The organism is Fodinicurvata sediminis DSM 21159 (genome assembly GCF_000420625.1).
Taxonomy (GTDB): Bacteria; Pseudomonadota; Alphaproteobacteria; order Kiloniellales; family DSM-21159; genus Fodinicurvata; species Fodinicurvata sediminis.
Genome location: NZ_ATVH01000011.1, coordinates 539,532 through 555,503 on the forward strand (window position 1 = coordinate 539,532; position 15,972 = coordinate 555,503).

General features: G+C 63.5%; 15 protein-coding genes. 13 read left to right on the plus strand and 2 right to left on the minus strand.

Annotated elements, in window-relative coordinates; all coding sequences use genetic code 11:
- Positions 1 to 7 precede the first annotated feature (7 nt).
- The 12 genes from G502_RS18555 (at position 8) to G502_RS0103955 (ending at position 13,140) form a co-directional block, all read left to right on the plus strand.
- Entirely contained in the window at positions 8 to 715 is a 708-nt protein-coding gene (locus G502_RS18555) for a flagellar hook assembly protein FlgD (RefSeq protein WP_022727351.1), read from the plus strand.
- A 97-nt stretch (positions 716 to 812) separates the two neighbouring features.
- Positions 813 to 1,133, plus strand: coding sequence for a CtrA inhibitor SciP (gene sciP / locus G502_RS18560; protein WP_022727352.1), 321 nt, complete (start codon positions 813 to 815; stop codon positions 1,131 to 1,133).
- 236 nt (positions 1,134 to 1,369) lie between these two features.
- Positions 1,370 to 3,061, plus strand: a complete 1,692-nt coding sequence (gene fliF, locus G502_RS0103910; RefSeq protein ID WP_022727353.1) for a flagellar basal-body MS-ring/collar protein FliF — start codon at positions 1,370 to 1,372, stop codon at positions 3,059 to 3,061.
- Between the two features lie 18 nt (positions 3,062 to 3,079).
- A complete protein-coding gene (gene fliG, locus G502_RS0103915; protein ID WP_022727354.1) occupies positions 3,080 to 4,102 on the plus strand; it encodes a flagellar motor switch protein FliG in 1,023 nt (340 codons plus the stop codon).
- Positions 4,103 to 4,124: 22 nt separating this feature from the next.
- The gene (locus tag G502_RS21305) at positions 4,125 to 5,048 is read left to right on the plus strand and encodes a FliH/SctL family protein (protein WP_022727355.1); all 924 of its coding nucleotides are present in this window, start codon (positions 4,125 to 4,127) and stop codon (positions 5,046 to 5,048) included.
- A gap of 81 nt (positions 5,049 to 5,129) precedes the next feature.
- Entirely contained in the window at positions 5,130 to 5,408 is a 279-nt protein-coding gene (gene fliN / locus G502_RS0103925) for a flagellar motor switch protein FliN (protein WP_437123806.1), read from the plus strand.
- A 35-nt stretch (positions 5,409 to 5,443) separates the two neighbouring features.
- Positions 5,444 to 6,283, plus strand: coding sequence for a motility protein A (locus G502_RS0103930; protein ID WP_022727357.1), 840 nt, complete (start codon positions 5,444 to 5,446; stop codon positions 6,281 to 6,283).
- Between the two features lie 39 nt (positions 6,284 to 6,322).
- Positions 6,323 to 7,747: a sigma-54 interaction domain-containing protein gene (locus G502_RS0103935; protein WP_022727358.1), complete on the plus strand. Its 1,425-nt coding sequence runs from the start codon at positions 6,323 to 6,325 to the stop codon at positions 7,745 to 7,747.
- A gap of 56 nt (positions 7,748 to 7,803) precedes the next feature.
- Positions 7,804 to 9,933 (plus strand): flagellar biosynthesis protein FlhA, encoded by a 2,130-nt coding sequence (gene flhA, locus G502_RS0103940; protein ID WP_022727359.1) that lies wholly within the window; start codon positions 7,804 to 7,806, stop codon positions 9,931 to 9,933.
- Positions 9,934 to 9,960: 27 nt separating this feature from the next.
- On the plus strand, positions 9,961 to 10,938 hold the full coding sequence (locus tag G502_RS0103945) for a flagellar biosynthesis protein FlhF (RefSeq protein WP_022727360.1): 978 nt from the start codon (positions 9,961 to 9,963) through the stop codon (positions 10,936 to 10,938).
- Entirely contained in the window at positions 10,938 to 11,717 is a 780-nt protein-coding gene (locus G502_RS0103950; protein WP_026989035.1) for a MinD/ParA family protein, read from the plus strand. The genes G502_RS0103945 and G502_RS0103950 overlap by 1 nt, the downstream gene beginning before the upstream one ends.
- Before the next feature lie 4 nt (positions 11,718 to 11,721).
- A complete protein-coding gene (locus tag G502_RS0103955) occupies positions 11,722 to 13,140 on the plus strand; it encodes a hypothetical protein (protein WP_022727362.1) in 1,419 nt (472 codons plus the stop codon).
- Positions 13,141 to 13,215: 75 nt separating this feature from the next.
- On the opposite strand, the gene G502_RS0103960 is transcribed toward G502_RS0103955, so the two are convergent.
- Together G502_RS0103960 and fliI are read right to left on the minus strand one after the other, a co-directional pair.
- The gene (locus G502_RS0103960) at positions 13,216 to 13,641 is read right to left on the minus strand and encodes a flagellar FliJ family protein (RefSeq protein WP_022727363.1); all 426 of its coding nucleotides are present in this window, start codon (positions 13,639 to 13,641) and stop codon (positions 13,216 to 13,218) included.
- Positions 13,638 to 15,005 carry a flagellar protein export ATPase FliI gene (fliI, locus tag G502_RS0103965; RefSeq protein WP_022727364.1) on the minus strand — a complete coding sequence of 456 codons (1,368 nt, stop codon included), beginning with the start codon at positions 15,003 to 15,005 and terminating at the stop codon, positions 13,638 to 13,640. The genes G502_RS0103960 and fliI overlap by 4 nt, the downstream gene beginning before the upstream one ends.
- Before the next feature lie 240 nt (positions 15,006 to 15,245).
- Here fliI and ctrA point away from each other — a divergent pair, with 240 nt between their 5' ends.
- Positions 15,246 to 15,959 (plus strand): response regulator transcription factor CtrA, encoded by a 714-nt coding sequence (gene ctrA, locus G502_RS0103970; protein ID WP_022727365.1) that lies wholly within the window; start codon positions 15,246 to 15,248, stop codon positions 15,957 to 15,959.
- Positions 15,960 to 15,972: the final 13 nt, after the last annotated feature.

Below are 15,972 nucleotides of genomic sequence, written 5' to 3' on the forward strand. Positions count from 1 at the left end.
TGATATCATGGATATCGCAAGCCTTATGAACAACCAGTCCGCCCAGGCAAGCCAGGAAAGCAGTGCCAACAACCGCTCGCGCTTCGGCGGCGAGGACCTGGACGAGACCTTCGACAACTTCCTGATGATGCTGACCACCCAGATGCAGAACCAGGATCCGCTGGAGCCCATGAAGACCGAGGAATTCACCCAGCAGCTGGTGGGCTTCGCCGGGGTGGAGCAACAGATCTCGTCCAACAAGAACCTGGAAAAGCTGATCGACCTGCAGGGTTACAACCAGATGGGCGCGGCCGTGAACATGATCGGCAAGCACGTCGAGGCCGAAGGCGACAAGCTGCAGCTTGAAAACGGCATGGCGCTGGGCGCCTATAACCTGAGCAAGGCGGCCGAAAGCGCCGACATCCGCATCCAGGACGCCAGCGGGCGCATCGTGCGCACCATCGAGGGGGATACCTCGGCCGGCCGTCACGAATTCGTCTGGGACGGCCTGGACAACGGGGGCAACCAGCTGCCGCCCGGCACCTATTCCTATGCCATCATGGCCAAGGACGGCGATGAAGTGCCGGTGCCCTCCACCACCTCGACCATCGGACGGGTGGACGGCATTGAGACCGACGGCGGCAAGGCGATCCTGAAGATCGGCGATGCGGAAGTCGGCCTGTCCCTGATCAAGAAGGTACACGATATTCCCAGCGCCCCCTCCGGCCAGGGCTGATTGCTGTGGAAAACCCGCCTTGTGCATTAGGAAATTTTAAAGACCCCCTGGTCTAGACTGCACTCCTCGTCTGGAGAAAGAAGAAGAGGACAACCGGATGCAGTCAGAACGACCAGGTAGGCCGTCCAGCGTCATCGGGCCCTTGGGCCAACCATTGACCATCGAGGACCTTCCCCCAAGGAACACCAAGCGCTGGGTGATCCGGCGCAAGGCCGAGGTGGTGGCGGGTGTGCGCGCCGGCCTGATCACGCTTGAGGAAGCCTGCGAGATGTACACGTTGACCCTGGAGGAGTTCATGTCCTGGCAGAGACTGATCGATGAACACGGTCTCTACGGCCTGCGCATCACACGGCTGCAGGACTATCGCCGGCAGGAGGAGGACAGTACGGGAGTAACCCCCTTCCCCTACCCGGCCTGATCGTTCCGTTCCGGGACGATCCATGGAAATCCAAGGGCGGTCGCCAGCAACGGCCGCCCTTTCTCGTTGAATCCTATTGGCTTGACCCGGCAAGCAGAGATTCGGCTTGAAGTAATCCGCTGGGCAAAAATTTCCTGGCGTTAACCTCGTGTTTACCCAAACCGCCTAGCGTGCCCTTGTGACAGGGTCGGCCCGGTGGGCGCAGACCCGTGCCATGGCAGAGGGGACAGCGGCGCGTGAATACCTTTCTCGATACCCTGAAACGACTGGGGCCAGCCCGTCTGGCCGTGCTGGGCGGCGTTGCCGCGGCCCTGCTGGCCTTCTTCATCTACCTGATCGGCCGGATGTCCCAGCCGGACATGGAGTTGCTTTACAGCGACCTTCAGTCCCAGGACAGCAGCCAGATCGTCAGCGAGCTGGACGCCCAAAACATTCCCTATCAGCTGAGCGCCGACGGCAGCAGCATCAGCGTCCCCGCCAGCGAGGTAGCGCGCATGCGCCTGGCCATGGCCGAACAGGGCCTGCCGAACGGCGGCAACATGGGCTATGAGATCTTCGACGAGGGCGAAAGCCTGGGCACCAGCAACTTCGTGCAGAACATCAATCATGTGCGCGCGCTGGAAGGCGAACTGGCACGGACCATTCAGTCCATCGGCAAGGTGAAGAGCGCACGCGTTCATCTGGTCCTGCCCCAGCGCGAGCTGTTCAGCCGCGACCGCAACGAGGCAAAGGCCTCCATCGTTCTGGCGCTGGAGGGCAATGGCTGGCTGGGCAAGGAGCAGGTGCGCTCGATCCAGCAACTGGTCGCCTCGTCCATTCCGCGCATGGATCCCGGCAGTGTCTCGGTCATCGACAGCCAGGGGAACCTGCTGGCCAGCACCAGCGATGACGCAGGCGCCGGCGGTCTGTCCGGCAGTGCCGAGGAGCGCCGGCTGTCCATGGAAAACCGCCTTGCCCAATCGGTCCAGCAGCTGCTGGAACGTTCGGTGGGCATCGGCAACGTGCGTGTCGAGGTCTCGGCAGACATAAACTATGACCGCATCACCGAGAACTCGGAAATCTATGATCCCGACGGACAGGTCGTGCGCTCGACCCAGGTGGTCGAGGAAATGATGCAGGACAACGAGGGCGGCCAGGACGAAGTGACGGTCGGCAACAACCTGCCGGATGCCGACCTGGGCGGCGAAGCCGCTGACGGCGCCAGCAGCATGTCCAACCGGACCGAGGAAACCACCAACTACGAGATCAGCCGCACCACGCGTACCCACGTCCAGGAAGGCGGCGACGTGGAGCGCCTGTCGGTCGCTGTCCTGGTCAATGATGTACAGACGACCAATGCCGAGGGCGAAACGGTCAGCGAACCGCGCAGCCAGGAGGAACTGGACCGACTGGCGGCGCTGGCCCGCTCGGCCGTAGGCTTCAACCCGGAACGCGGCGACAGTTTCGAGATCGCCAGCATGCAATTTGCCGATGTCATGCCGTCCGGCGGCGTGGAAAGCGACAGCCTGCTGGGCATGGAACGCGGCCAGCTGATGAAGATCGCCGAGGTTCTGGTGCTGGGCGTGATCGCGGTCCTGGTCCTGTTGCTGATCGTTCGCCCCCTCGTCATGCGCCTACTGACGCCAGAGGGCGGCAGCAGCGGCATGCAGGGCACACCGGCCCTGGCCGGCGGGCAGCAGCACGCCGCGCTGACCGGCCCCAATCTGCAGGACCCGAACCTGCTGGCCTCTCCCCAGGGCGAGAACTACGGCAACCTGCCGGTGCCGGGACAGCAGTCGTCCGAGGAAGAAGACGAGATGATGCTGAACATGAGCCAGGTGGAGGGTCAGATCAAAGCCTCGACCATCCGCAAGGTCAGCGACCTGGTGGACAAGCATCCCCAGGAGACCCTGGGCATCATTCGCAACTGGGTCTACCAGGAACGCTGAGGGAATAGGACTTAACTGATGGCACGGCGTATTCGTGAAGACTTCTCCACGCTCAGCGGCGCTGAAAAAGCGGCCCTGTTGCTTATCGCCCTGGGTGAAGACCATGCGACCAAGGTCTTTTCCCTGATGGAGGACGAAGAGATACGGGAGATTTCCCAGACCATGGCCAACCTGGGCACGGTCAGCGCGCCCGTGGTCGAGAAGGTCTTCTCTGAGTTCACGGGACAGCTCTCGGGTTCAAGCACGCTGGTCGGCAACTACGAGAGCACCGAACGCCTGCTCATGAAGATCATGGACAAGGAAAAGGTCGACGCGATCATGGAGGATATCCGTGGTCCGGCCGGCCGCACAATGTGGGACAAGCTGGGCAACGTGAATGAGCAGGTCCTGGCCAATTATCTTAAGAACGAATATCCGCAGACCGTCGCCGTGGTGATGTCCAAGGTGAAGCCCGAGCAGGCCGCGCGCGTGCTGGCCAACCTGCCCGAGCCCTTCTCGATGGAAGTCGTCATGCGCATGCTGCGCATGGAGGCGGTGCAGAAGGAAGTGCTGGAGGATGTGGAGAAAACGCTGCGCAACGAGTTCATGACCAACCTGGCGCGCGCAAGCAAACGGGACTCTCACGAGATGATGGCGGAGATCTTCAACTGCCTGGACCGCAACATGGAAACCCGCTTCCTGTCGTCCCTGGAGGAGCGCAACCGTGAGTCGGCCGAAAAGATCCGCTCGCTGATGTTCACCTTCGAGGATCTGGTGAAGCTGGACTCCGGTGGCATCCAGACCCTGCTGCGCTCCATCGAGAAGGATCGCCTGGCCACGGCCCTGAAGGGCGGTTCGGAAAGCGTGCGCAACCTGTTCTTCGAGAACATGTCCGAACGCGCCGCCAAGATCATGCGCGAGGACATGCAGGCCATGGGGCCGGTCCGCCTGCGCGAGGTGGACGAGGCCCAGCTTTACATCGTTCAGGCGGCCAAGGACCTGGCGGCCAAAGGCGAGATCGTCATCGCCGACAGCAAGGGCGAAGACGAGTTGGTTTATTGATGGACGGCCGGGATTCACAGAGATGACAGCGGTACGCAAATTCCTGTTCGAAAACAGCTTCGACGCACCGGCCCAGCCCGAGGAACCGGCGGTCGAGGACGTGAGCGAACAGGAAGAGATCCCACCTGCCCCTCAGCACAGCGAGGAAGAGCTGGCCGAGGCCCGGCGCGAGGCCTATCAGGCCGGACTGGAAGCCGGCCGCGAGCAGGCCCTGGTAGAACAGGCCCGGGACGAGGAAAACCGCCTGACAGATACCCTGGCCCAGTTGAGCCGGCAGCTTGGCACCCTGGATCCCCAGATCGAGCAATCGCTCCAACGCGCCCGCACCGACGCCGTGCGCGCTGGCATCCTGGTGGTTCAGAAACTGTTCCCCCGCCTGGTGGAACGCCAGGGCGACCAGGAGGTGCGCGGTCTTCTGGAAGACAGTCTGATGCACCTGATGGAAGAGCCGCGCGTTGTGATCCGGGTGCATGACAGCCAGCTGGACGCCCTGCGCGGCCAGATGGAACAGATCAAGGACAAGAGCGGCTACGAGGGCAAGACCGTCCTGCTGGCCGATCAGGAGGTCCGTCCCGGCGATATCCGGATCGAGTGGGCCGACGGCGGCGTCGAGCGCGACAGCGAGCGCGCCTGGCAGGAGATCGGCCAGCTGATCGAGCACACGCTGGTACCGCAGGCGGACGCCGCCGCGGCCCCCGATGCCGCCCCGACCTCCGATCCCGCCACTGGCGCTGACGCCGAAACGGCTCCGGCCAGCGAGCCCGAAGACGGCACATACACGGCACAGTACGAGGGGCAACCCGTAGATGGCGATCCCGAGAGCTGGCCGCAGTCGGCGGAGGCAGACATTCCACCAACCGGGGAGACCCTGGCCCCCGCTTACGATAGCCAGGATGACAGCCACCCCCAGGATGCGGAGCCAGGCTTCGCAGAGGAAAGGAACTGAACGATGGCCCAGAAAGAGAATTTCGATCTCGAGGACATGGACAACGAGCAGGCGGTGAATACCGGCGAGGAGCACCAGGTGATGGAAGATCCTCGCACCGGCCCGGCCAGCGCCCAGGACCTGGAAGCCGTCTATGACATTCCGGTTCAGGTCTCGGCCGTCCTCGGCAAGGCCAACATGCAGGTCAGCCAGCTGCTGAAGCTGGGCCGCGGCGCTGTCGTGGAACTGGACCGCAAGGTGGGCGAAGCCATCGAGATCTACGTCAACAACCGCCTTGTCGCCCGCGGCGAGGTCGTGGTGATGGAAGACCGCCTGGGGGTCACCATGACCGAGATCATCAAGTCCGATCGCTCGTCCTGAGCCGTCTGACACACCACAGTCCGGGAGCAGGATGAATGGCCAACGCAAGTGCGGCAGCACGCGGAGCGAGCGCGGCACCGAAACCGGTGAAAAGCGGCATGACCCTGGATCTCGCCACGATCCTGGGGGTGGCCGGCGGTTTCGTCCTGATCACCTCGGCGATGATTCTGGGCGGCTCGCTGGGCTCCTTCGTGGATATCCCGGCCATGCTGATCGTGCTGGGCGGCACCTTCATGGTGACCAGCATCTCCTATACGGTACGCGAGGTGATTCGGGCCCAGAGCGTGATGATGCGCGCCATCATCTACCGCCAGCAGCAGCCCTCGGACGCAGCCATGCAGATCCTGGGACTGGCCGACGTGGCCCGCAAGCAGGGCAGCACCCTTGAACTGCAGAAGCATCTGCAGAACCTGCGCAACCAGCCCTTCCTGCAGAAAGCGATCTCCCTGATCGTGGACGGCATCCCTCCGGACGAGGTTGCCCGCATCCTGGAGCGCGAGGTGCATGCCACCATGAACCGTCACATGAAGTCTGCCGGCATCCTGCGCCGGGCCGGCGAAGTGGCGCCGGCCATGGGCCTGATCGGCACGCTGATCGGTCTGGTCCAGATGCTGGGCCGGCTGGAGGATCCCAGCACCATCGGCCCGGCCATGGCCGTGGCCCTGTTGACCACCTTCTATGGCGCCGTGCTGGCCAACATGGTCTTCACACCGCTGGCCAGCAAACTGGAGCGCAATGCCGACGTGGAGGCACAGGTGAACCAGATCTATGCCCTGGGCACGGTTTCCATCGGTCGCCAGGAGAACCCGCGGCGCCTGGAAGTTGCGCTGAATTCCATCCTGCCCCCTTCCGAGCGCGTCAGCTACTTCGACTGAACGCGGCAGCGGATACTGATAGAGAACGGAGACAAGACTATGCGGCTGTTAATCATCGGTTCCATGAACGGGCACATCGCCACGGCCGGCAAGATCGCCCTGGACCGGGGGGCCAAGGTGACGCAGGTCGATTCGGTGGCAAGTGCCCTGGATAACCTGCGCGCCGGCAAGAGTGCCGACCTGGTCATGGTCGACATCACCCACGATATCAGCCACCTCGTCGCTGCCCTGGAGCAGGAGCGTATATCGGTCACCGTCGTGGCCTGCGGCATCCAGGCCTCGGCCCAACAGGCCGCCGCCGCCATCAAGGCCGGCGCCAAGGAATTCGTGCCCCTGCCCCCGGACCCGGAAATGATTGCCGCCGTCCTGGCCGCCGTCACCGAAGAGACCACCAGCTTCATCTATCGCGATCTCGTCATGGCCAAGTCACTGAAGCTGGCCGACCAGGTGGCTGGGTCCGAGGCCAGCGTACTGATCACCGGCGAGTCCGGCACCGGCAAGGAGGTCATGGCCCGCTACATCCACTCCAAGTCCAAGCGTGCCACCAACGGCTTCGTCTCGGTCAACTGCGCGGCCATTCCCGAGAACCTGCTGGAAAGCGAACTGTTCGGCCACGAGAAGGGCGCCTTTACCGGCGCCGTGGCCCGGCGCATCGGCAAGTTCGAGGAGGCCAACAACGGCACCCTGCTGCTGGACGAGGTGACCGAGATGCACCCGCGCCTGCAGGCCAAGCTGCTGCGCGCGATCCAGGAACGCGAGATCGACCGCGTGGGCAGCACCCAGCCGGTCAAGGTGAACATCCGCCTGCTCGCCACCTCGAACCGCGACATGGAAGAGGCCGTGCGCAAGGGCGATTTCCGCGAAGACCTCTATTACCGCCTGAACGTCGTGAACCTGGAGCTGCCCCCCCTGCGCGAGCGGCAGGAGGATATTGTTCCCCTGGCCGAATTCTTCGTTCAGAAGTACGCCAAGACCAACGGTGTCGAGACGCCCGGTATGGACGAGGACGCCGTGGTCATGCTGAAGGCCCATGGCTGGCGCGGTAATGTGCGTGAGTTGGAGAACACCATGCACCGCGCCGTACTGCTGGCCAGCGACGGCGTCATCACGCCGGACGCCATCCTCTTGACCGGCGGCCCGACCCGGCTGAGGGACAGCCAGCCGGCCGCACCCGCCCCCGCCCCACAAGCCGAGCAGGCCGAGCCGGCCGAGCGCAATGCGGTCCCCGTAGCACCAAGCCCGGACAATGATGAAGACGCCTCTGCGCTTGTGGGCCGCACGGTGGCCGAGGTGGAACGCGACCTGATCATCGACACGCTGCAGCACTGCCTGGGCAACCGGACCCATGCCGCCAATATCCTGGGCATTTCCATCCGCACCCTGCGCAACAAGCTGAAGCAGTACAACGAGGAAGGCTTCCAGGTGCCCCTGCCCCGTGACGCCGAGGCGCGGACTTCGTTCTGAGCCGGCAGGAAACAGCAATAGACTAACGGGCAACGGGCAGGACGGGATCAAGCAACGTGTCGGACAATACCGAGACCAGCAGCACAGGCGGACAGCCGGGCGGATTCAATGCCGCCGGCCTTTGGCAACGCATTAACGACACGGTCCGCCGCGGCGAGATCGCCCTTGCGCTGGGTGTGGTCTGCATCCTGGTGGTGCTGATCCTGCCCCTGCCCAGCTGGATGCTGGACATAAGCCTGGCCATCTCGATGACCTATTCGGTCCTGATCCTGATGACGGCGCTGTTCATCGGCAAGGCCCTGGAATTCTCGTCCTTCCCGACGGTCCTGCTTATCGCCACCATGCTGCGCCTGTCGCTGAACCTGGCCTCCACACGCCTGATCCTGGCGCACGGGCACGAAGGAACGGATGCCGCCGGGCAGGTCATCGAGGCCTTCGGCAACTTCGTGATGAGCGGCAACTTCGTCATCGGCATCATCGTCTTTGCCATCCTGATCATCGTGAACTTTGTGGTGATCACCAAGGGTTCAGGACGCATTGCCGAGGTTTCGGCCCGCTTCTCGCTGGATGCCATGCCCGGCAAGCAGATGGCGATCGACGCCGATCTCTCCTCGGGCCTGATCGATGAGAATCAGGCACGCGACCGCCGCAAGGAACTGGAGAACGAAAGCAACTTCTTCGGTGCCATGGATGGTGCCGCCAAGTTCGTTCGCGGCGATGCCATTGCGGGCCTGCTGATCACCTTCATCAATGTCATCGGCGGTATCATCATCGGCGTGGCCCAGATGGGGCTGAGCTTCGGGGAAGCCGCTGAAAGCTATACCACCCTGACCGTGGGTGACGGTCTGGTCACGCAGATCCCGGCACTGATCGTTTCGACGGCCGCCGGCCTGTTGATTTCCAAGGTCGCCTCCACCGAAAGTGCTGACAAGGCGATCTTCAGCCAGCTGAGCAACTACCCAAAGGCGCTGGGCCTGGCCTGCTTCCTGACAATGGCGCTGGCCCTGCTGCCGGGTATTCCCTTCCTGCCCTTCGTGCTTCTGTCCGCACTGACCGGCACGGCCGCCTGGATGACCACGCGCAAGCACCAGCGCAGTGCGCAACAGGCCGTGGATGAGGAACGCCAGGCCGCCGAGAGCGTACCGGTGGCCGAGGAGCCCATCAGCAACAGCCTGGCTATGGACCAGATCCGCCTGGAGCTAGGCTATGGCCTGCTGCCGCTGCTGTCCAACGAGGGCGGCTCCAAGCTGACGGAGCAGATCAAGGCCCTGCGCCGGCAACTGGCACAGGAACTGGGCTTCATCCTGCCCTCGGTGCGCATCCAGGACAATCTCCAGCTGCCCGCCAACACCTACACGATCAAGCTGAAGGAGGTCGAGGTCGGCCGCGGGGACCTGCGCCCCAACATGCTGCTGATCATGGATCCCAAGGGCGAGACCATCCCGCTGGCCGGCGAGGAAACACGCGAGCCGACCTTCGGCCTGCCGGCCATGTGGGTCGATCCAGGCCAGCGCGAAGAAGCCCTGTTCCGCGGCTATACCGTGGTGGATCCGCAAACGGTCATCACCACGCACATGACCGAGATCATCAAGGACAACACCTCGGACCTGCTGTCGCATGCCGAAACCCAGAAGCTGCTGGACAACCTGGACCTGCCCGACCAGAAGCTGGTCTCGGACCTGGTCCCGGCCCAGATTTCTGTCGGTGGCATTCAGCGCGTGCTGCAGAACCTGCTGGCCGAGCGCGTCTCCATCCGCGACTTGCCCTCGATCCTGGAAGGCATTTCCGAAGCCACCGGCTATACCCGCGCCGTCACGGCCATCACCGAACATGTGCGCGCCCGGCTGGCGCGCCAAATCTCGAGCGACAATGCCAACCCCGATGGCGTGGTTCCGCTGGTGACCTTGTCGCCCGATTGGGAACAGGCCTTCGCCGAATCCCTGACCGGCGACAGCGATGAAAGCCAGCTGTCCATGCCGCCCTCGCAACTGCAGGAGTTCATCGCCGCCATGCGCAAGACCTTCGAGCGCTTCGCCATGCAGGGCGAAACCCCCGCGCTGTTGACTTCGCCACGTGTGCGCCCCTATGTGCGCTCGATCGTCGAGCGCGTGCGGCCGGCCACAGCCGTGCTGTCGCAGAACGAGATCCACCCCAAGGCCAAGATCCGCACTCTGGGTCAGCTGTAACGGACGGAACGCGGGAAAGCCCACATCATGCGAATGCGCAACTTCACAGCGGGCAGCTTGCCGGAGGCCATGGAAGAGGTCCGCAACCTGCTGGGCCCCGATGCCGCCATCCTGTCCACTGAAGAGCTGAAGGACGGCCGGGTGCGTGTTACAGCCGCCGTGGACAGCGATCCCGACGACCGCCTGTCCAGCAACCTTGGGGCGGCGGCGCTTACGGCCCAGACCTTTCAGGAAGCCTTTGCCTACCACCGCCTGCCCGACGACCTGCAGGAGCATTTCCTGTCGGCTGCCGGAGACGTGGCCGGCCTGTCCCCGGACCTGGCGCTTGCAGGCGCCTTCGAGGAAACACTGCGCTTTGCCGCCCTCCCAGGCGAATCGGGCAATCGCGGGCGCACCTACCTGCTGGTTGGCCCACCGGGTGCTGGCAAGACCTCGACCACGGCCAAGATCTGCGCACGGCGCCTTCTGAACGGCCGCAAGAGCACGATCATCACCCTGGACCATGAAAGCGCCGGTGCACGCGAACAGGCAGAAACCTATGCCAAGGCGCTCAAGACACCGCTACGCCAGGCCAAAGATGCCGACAGCCTGCTGCAGGCCGTAACGGATTGCCCGAGCGAGCATGGCATCCTGATCGACAGCATCGGGGTCAATCCCTTCGACGAGATGGAATGCAATGAACTGATGGAGCTGCGCGAGGCCTCCGGGGCCGAAGTGATCCTGGTGCTGCCGGCCGGGGGCGATGCCCTCGAAAATGCCGAGGTTGCCCAGGCCTTTTCCGCCATCGGCGCGCGCTACCTGATCGCCTCGCGCCTGGATACGGCCCGCCGCTATGGCGGACTCCTGGCCGCCTGCGCCGCAGCGCAACTCTCACTGATGGGGGCCGGCGTCAGCCCCTCCATCGGCACCGGCTTGAGTGCGCTCACGCCCCTATCCCTGGCTCGGCTCCTGCTGCCCGAAATGGAGGCCGATCTGCAAGACCTACCGACAGGAACAGCACTATGATGCAGGTTGTTACCGATCCCGCGACAGCCCCCCGCCAGAGCGGAAAGAACATGATCGCGATCGCTTCCGGCAAGGGCGGCGTGGGCAAGACCTGGTTTGCCTCGACACTCTCGCATGCCTTTGCCCGGCAACAGCAGAAGACCCTGCTGTTCGACGGCGACCTCGGCCTGGCCAATGTGGACGTGCAGCTCGGTCTGTCACCTGAAAAGGACCTTGGTGGCTTCCTGGCCGGGCGCTACGCCATGGATGTGGCCGTCAGTCACTACGAGGCCGGTGGCTTCGACGTGATCGCCGGCCGGTCCGGTTCTGGCAACCTGGCGACATTGAGCACCGACAAGCTGATGCTGCTCTGCTCACGCCTTGGCGAACATGCCGGACAGTATGACCGCGTGATCCTGGATCTGGGGGCCGGGGTGGAACGCACCGTGCGCTATCTGGCAAGCCGGGCAGCACGCTGCCTGGTGGTCACCACCGACGAGCCCACCTCGCTGACCGACGCCTATGCCTTCATCAAGCTCAGCAAACTGCAGAACGCGGCCACCGAAATCTCGGTCCTGGTGAACATGGCCGATTCCGCCAGTGACGGAGAGCGCACCTACAACACCCTGCGCAAGGCCTGCGAGAACTTCCTGAAGATCACCCCGCCGTTGGCTGGAATCATCCGGAGAGACCCCAAGGTCCGGGAATCCATCCGCGCCCAGATGCCCCTGCTTCAGCGCCATCCCGACAGTCCGGCCGCCAAGGACGTCATGGACCTGGCGCGGAAGCTGAGCAGCTAGAACCATGAGCGATCTGGGGGGCACCGGGCGCATATCAGGGGGGCCTGCGGCCATCCTGGGCGCCGGCGGGGCACCGGCCCAGGTCACCAACCCGCCGCCACGCATGCTGCAGCTTGCCGTCGGGCACAGCCTGAAAGGCGTTGTGCTGCCCTCCGACAATCCAGGAGAGATAAAGGTGCGCACGGAACAGGGCACCCTCAGCCTGCGCGCGGCGCAGGTCCCGCCGCCTGGAAGCCGCGTCACCCTTCAGATCCGGCATGTCGGAACAGAACTGTCCGTTCTGGTCTTCGCCGACCGACAGGGCGAGACAGGAACCCGGCAGGCCGCTGGCAATGCCAACCCTGCCCCCGGCGGACACGCAACCTCTTCTGGACCAGCCCAAACCATCCCCAGCCTGCCAGCTGCAGCGCCCAACCAGCACGACAGCCTGAACCTGGGGCATCTCGTGACGGGCCAGGTGGTTGCCCTGAACCAGGGCACGGAAGCCTCACGAAGTCTTCCCGCAGCGGGTACGGCGCTCCTGGTTCGTGTCCTACGCCTTCAACCGGGCCAAAGTGCCCAGGACATGGCACACAACCTGCCCCAGGATTTTGCGTCGTCCGCGCGCCTTCTGACTGGACAGGTGGCCGAACAGCTGGCGAACGGGCAAACCCTGGTGCGCAGCGAAGCCGGCCTGTTGCGCCTGGACGAACTCCCGCGCCTGCCGGCAGGGACCCAGCTTCTGCTGGCCCTGACAGGTCAGGGCAGCCCGGCCGTGACCAGCAGTCAACCCTCGATCACCTTCGCCAGCTGGACGGGTCTGGCCCAGTTGCTTGCCGGTTTGGGACCACGACCACGCAGCGACACCGCACTGCCAACTCCGGGGTCCGGACTGGCCGGGGGGTTGGCTGGGTTTCTGGCTGCACTGTCCAGTCCACAAAGGACAAGGGCGTGGCTGGACAACCTGTTGCGTCAAGCTGCGGATACCCAGAAAACAACGCCGGAGCAGCGTGAACGCCTGGGCCAGGACCTGGAATGGTTGCGCCAGCTGTCTGGCCGGACGGACAGCGACGGCTGGCGCTTCTACATGATACCGCTGCAGCACGAGCAGCGCCTGGACTTCCTGCGCCTCCATCTGCGCCAGGACAAAGGCGGGAAAGGCGGGGGCAAGACAGGCGACACCCCCACCCGCTTCGTTCTGGATGTGGATTTCGCACAGTTGGGCCCCCTGCAACTGGATGGCCTGCTGGCGCAAGGAAATTTCGAGTTGGTGCTGCGCAGCCGGCAGCCCCTTCCTCAGGAACTACGGGACAAGCTGGGTGAAGTCCTCTGGGCGGCCGGTGCAGCCAGCGGCTTGGAAAGCCACCTGAGCTTCCAGAGCGACGGGACCTGGGCTCCCCTGCCCCCTCCGGCCGAAGGTCCGGGCGAGGGCCTGTCGGCCTGAGCGGTCTGACTGCTGCGGGGATCTGAGTTCTGGAGGATCAGGCTCTTACAGGCGAGCGCTGAACTTGCGCCGCGGCTATTTTCCATCGTTGCCACGCTGGCGATGCAGTCTCAGGCCGATCTCATCCATTTCCTTCTGTTCGCGCTTGCGGCGTGATTCCTGGCGGCGCTGGGCCATGTTCTCCAGGGTCTGCTCATAGCGCTTGACCTCCTCGAAGGCCTCGGCCACGGCATCGCGCGCCTGCAATGTTTCGGCGCTGACCTTGTTCAGGGACTCCCACAGGCGCTCACGTCGCTTGAGGGCATTCGCCGCATAAAAGGGGAAGACCCTATTGCCTTCCTGGTCCGCATTTGCGGCCTCTTTCTCCTGTGCGATCTCCTCCTCCAGGCGCTCCAGGTCGGCCCTCAGGCGTTCCTCCAGGGCTTCCAGATCGGCCAGAGCGCGGCGCTGCTCATCCAGTTTCCAGCGCTTCAACCGCACCAGATTCTCAAGGCCGTTCACGCCTGTTCCTCCTGATCCGTGGCCTGCGACAGAGGCCAGGACTCATCCAGTCGCCGGGCCAATTCTGCATAGCCAGCCTCAAGTTCGGCCCGTTCATCCTTGGTTTGCTTCAGGAATTCCTCGATCCGGTCATAGTAATAAATGGCCTCGTCGATGCCGGGATCACTGCCCCGGCGATAGGCCCCCAGCCGAATTAGCTCGGCCATGTCCTCGTAGGTAGCCATCAGGCGGCGCGCCCGATTGACCAGCGTTTCCTCGTCAGCGCTGTTGCAGCCCGGCATGGTGCGCGAAACGCTGCGCAGAATATTGATGGCCGGATAGCGTCCCCGTTCCGCAATGGCGCGCTCCAGGACGATATGTCCGTCCAGGATACCGCGTACGGCGTCAGCCACCGGTTCATTGTGATCGTCGCCCTCGACCAGAACGGTGAAGAGGCCCGTGATCGAACCCTGGCTTCCGCCACCGGGCCCGGCCCGTTCCAGCAGACGCGGCAGTTCCGCGAAGACGCTGGGCGTATAGCCCTTGCTGGCTGGGGGCTCGCCGGCAGACAAGCCGATCTCGCGCATAGCCATGGCGAAGCGCGTCACGGAATCCATCAGGCAGAGCACCTCCTGCCCCTGATCGCGGTAAAACTCCGACAGCGCCAGAGTCAGATAGGCGGCTTGCCGGCGCATCAAGGGCGCCTCGTCCGAGGTGGCCACAACGACCACGGAACGCGCCAAGCCCTCGGGCCCCAAGTCATCTTCCAGCCATTCCTGAACCTCGCGGCCACGCTCGCCGATCAGGCCGATGACATTCACATCCGAGGCCGTATAGCGCGCCAGCATCGACAGCAGAACCGACTTGCCCACGCCAGAGCCGGCAAATATGCCCATGCGCTGTCCCTGGCAACAGGTCAGGAAGGTGTTCAAGGCGCGTACGCCCAGGTCGAGCTTGTGCCCGACACGACGGCGCGCATGCGCCGGAGGCGGCGCGCTGCGCAGGCTATAGGGGGCCTGCCCCGATGCAATCGGTCCCTTGCCGTCTATCGGCTCACCCAACGCATTGACGACCCGCCCCAGCCAGGCCGAACTGGGCCAGACCATGGGCTCGGCCGCGGCAAGTTCGGCCTTGCAGCCCATGCCGATCCCCTCCAATGAACCGAAGGGCAGCAACAGGGCACACGTTTCACGGAAGCCGACAACCTCGCAGGTGACCCGGCTGTTTCCACGGCCAATCACGTCGCAACGCGAGCCGATGGACAGTTCGCGTTCAAGGCCAGAGACCTCGAGCGTCATGCCCTGCACACCTGAAACACGGCCATAAGAACGCCGCTCAGGAATTTGATTCAACTCGGAAAGGAAGGACTCAACGGAATCATGCATTGATGGGGCTTTGCATCCGGTCAGGTAAATTGGAAACGCTGCTGCGCTTGACCCACATACTGCATCGGGAAGCTTAAGTTTCGGTAAAGCATGATGCGATTGTGTGGTTGCCATTGCCCCGAAAGAAAAGGGGCCAACTCCCTGATGGTGTGAAAAGCACGATTACGGGTAAGAAAATGTTAACCCAATCTGGTCACAATGGTTAATATACCGACGCAAAAGCGATATTGGGGGCCAGAAATGCGGGTTCTTTTGGTAGAAGACGACAACAACCTCGCGCGCAGTATCGAGATGATGCTGCGCTCCGATGGATATGTCTGTGACGTGACGGAGCTTGGAGAAGACGGTCTGGAGATCGGCAAGCTCTATGATTATGACATCATCATCCTGGATCTCATGCTGCCGGACATGGACGGCTACGAGGTCCTGCGGCGCCTGCGATCCTCGAAGGTGAGTACACCCATTCTGATCCTCTCCGGGCTCAACAGTCTGGATGACAAGATCAAGGGTCTCGGCTTCGGTGCAGACGACTACATTACCAAGCCCTTCCACAAGACCGAACTCATCGCCCGAATCCAGGCGATTGTCCGGCGCTCCAAGGGCCACTCCGAATCGGTCATCCGCACGGGACGCCTCAGCGTGAATCTGGACAGCCGCACCGTCGAGGTGGACGGACAGCCACTCCACCTGACCGGCAAGGAATACGGCATCCTGGAGCTGCTTTCATTGCGCAAGGGCACGACGCTCACCAAGGAGATGTTCCTGAACCATCTCTACGGCGGCATCGACGAACCGGAGCTGAAAATCATCGACGTCTTCGTCTGCAAGCTTCGCAAGAAGCTGACGAACGCCACCAACGGTGAAAACTACATCGAAACAGTATGGGGTCGCGGTTATGTTCTGCGCGATCCTGCAGAGGAAACGACCGATACGCGTCAACTGGCCAGTGCCTGATCGCCTGGCCCGT

Bases quoted from the DNA above. Each gene is read 5' to 3' on its own strand.
- G502_RS18555 (WP_022727351.1), top strand. From the start codon at position 8: ATGGATATCGCAAGCCTTATGAACAACCAGTCCGCCCAGGCAAGCCAG.
- sciP (WP_022727352.1), top strand. From the start codon at position 813: ATGCAGTCAGAACGACCAGGTAGGCCGTCCAGCGTCATCGGGCCCTTG.
- fliG (WP_022727354.1), top strand. From the start codon at position 3,080: ATGGCACGGCGTATTCGTGAAGACTTCTCCACGCTCAGCGGCGCTGAA.
- G502_RS21305 (WP_022727355.1), top strand. From the start codon at position 4,125: ATGACAGCGGTACGCAAATTCCTGTTCGAAAACAGCTTCGACGCACCG.
- fliN (WP_437123806.1), top strand. From the start codon at position 5,130: ATGGAAGATCCTCGCACCGGCCCGGCCAGCGCCCAGGACCTGGAAGCC.
- G502_RS0103930 (WP_022727357.1), top strand. From the start codon at position 5,444: ATGGCCAACGCAAGTGCGGCAGCACGCGGAGCGAGCGCGGCACCGAAA.
- G502_RS0103935 (WP_022727358.1), top strand. From the start codon at position 6,323: ATGCGGCTGTTAATCATCGGTTCCATGAACGGGCACATCGCCACGGCC.
- G502_RS0103945 (WP_022727360.1), top strand. From the start codon at position 9,961: ATGCGAATGCGCAACTTCACAGCGGGCAGCTTGCCGGAGGCCATGGAA.
- G502_RS0103950 (WP_026989035.1), top strand. From the start codon at position 10,938: ATGCAGGTTGTTACCGATCCCGCGACAGCCCCCCGCCAGAGCGGAAAG.
- G502_RS0103955 (WP_022727362.1), top strand. From the start codon at position 11,722: ATGAGCGATCTGGGGGGCACCGGGCGCATATCAGGGGGGCCTGCGGCC.
- fliI (WP_022727364.1), bottom strand. From the start codon at position 15,005: ATGCATGATTCCGTTGAGTCCTTCCTTTCCGAGTTGAATCAAATTCCT.
- ctrA (WP_022727365.1), top strand. From the start codon at position 15,246: ATGCGGGTTCTTTTGGTAGAAGACGACAACAACCTCGCGCGCAGTATC.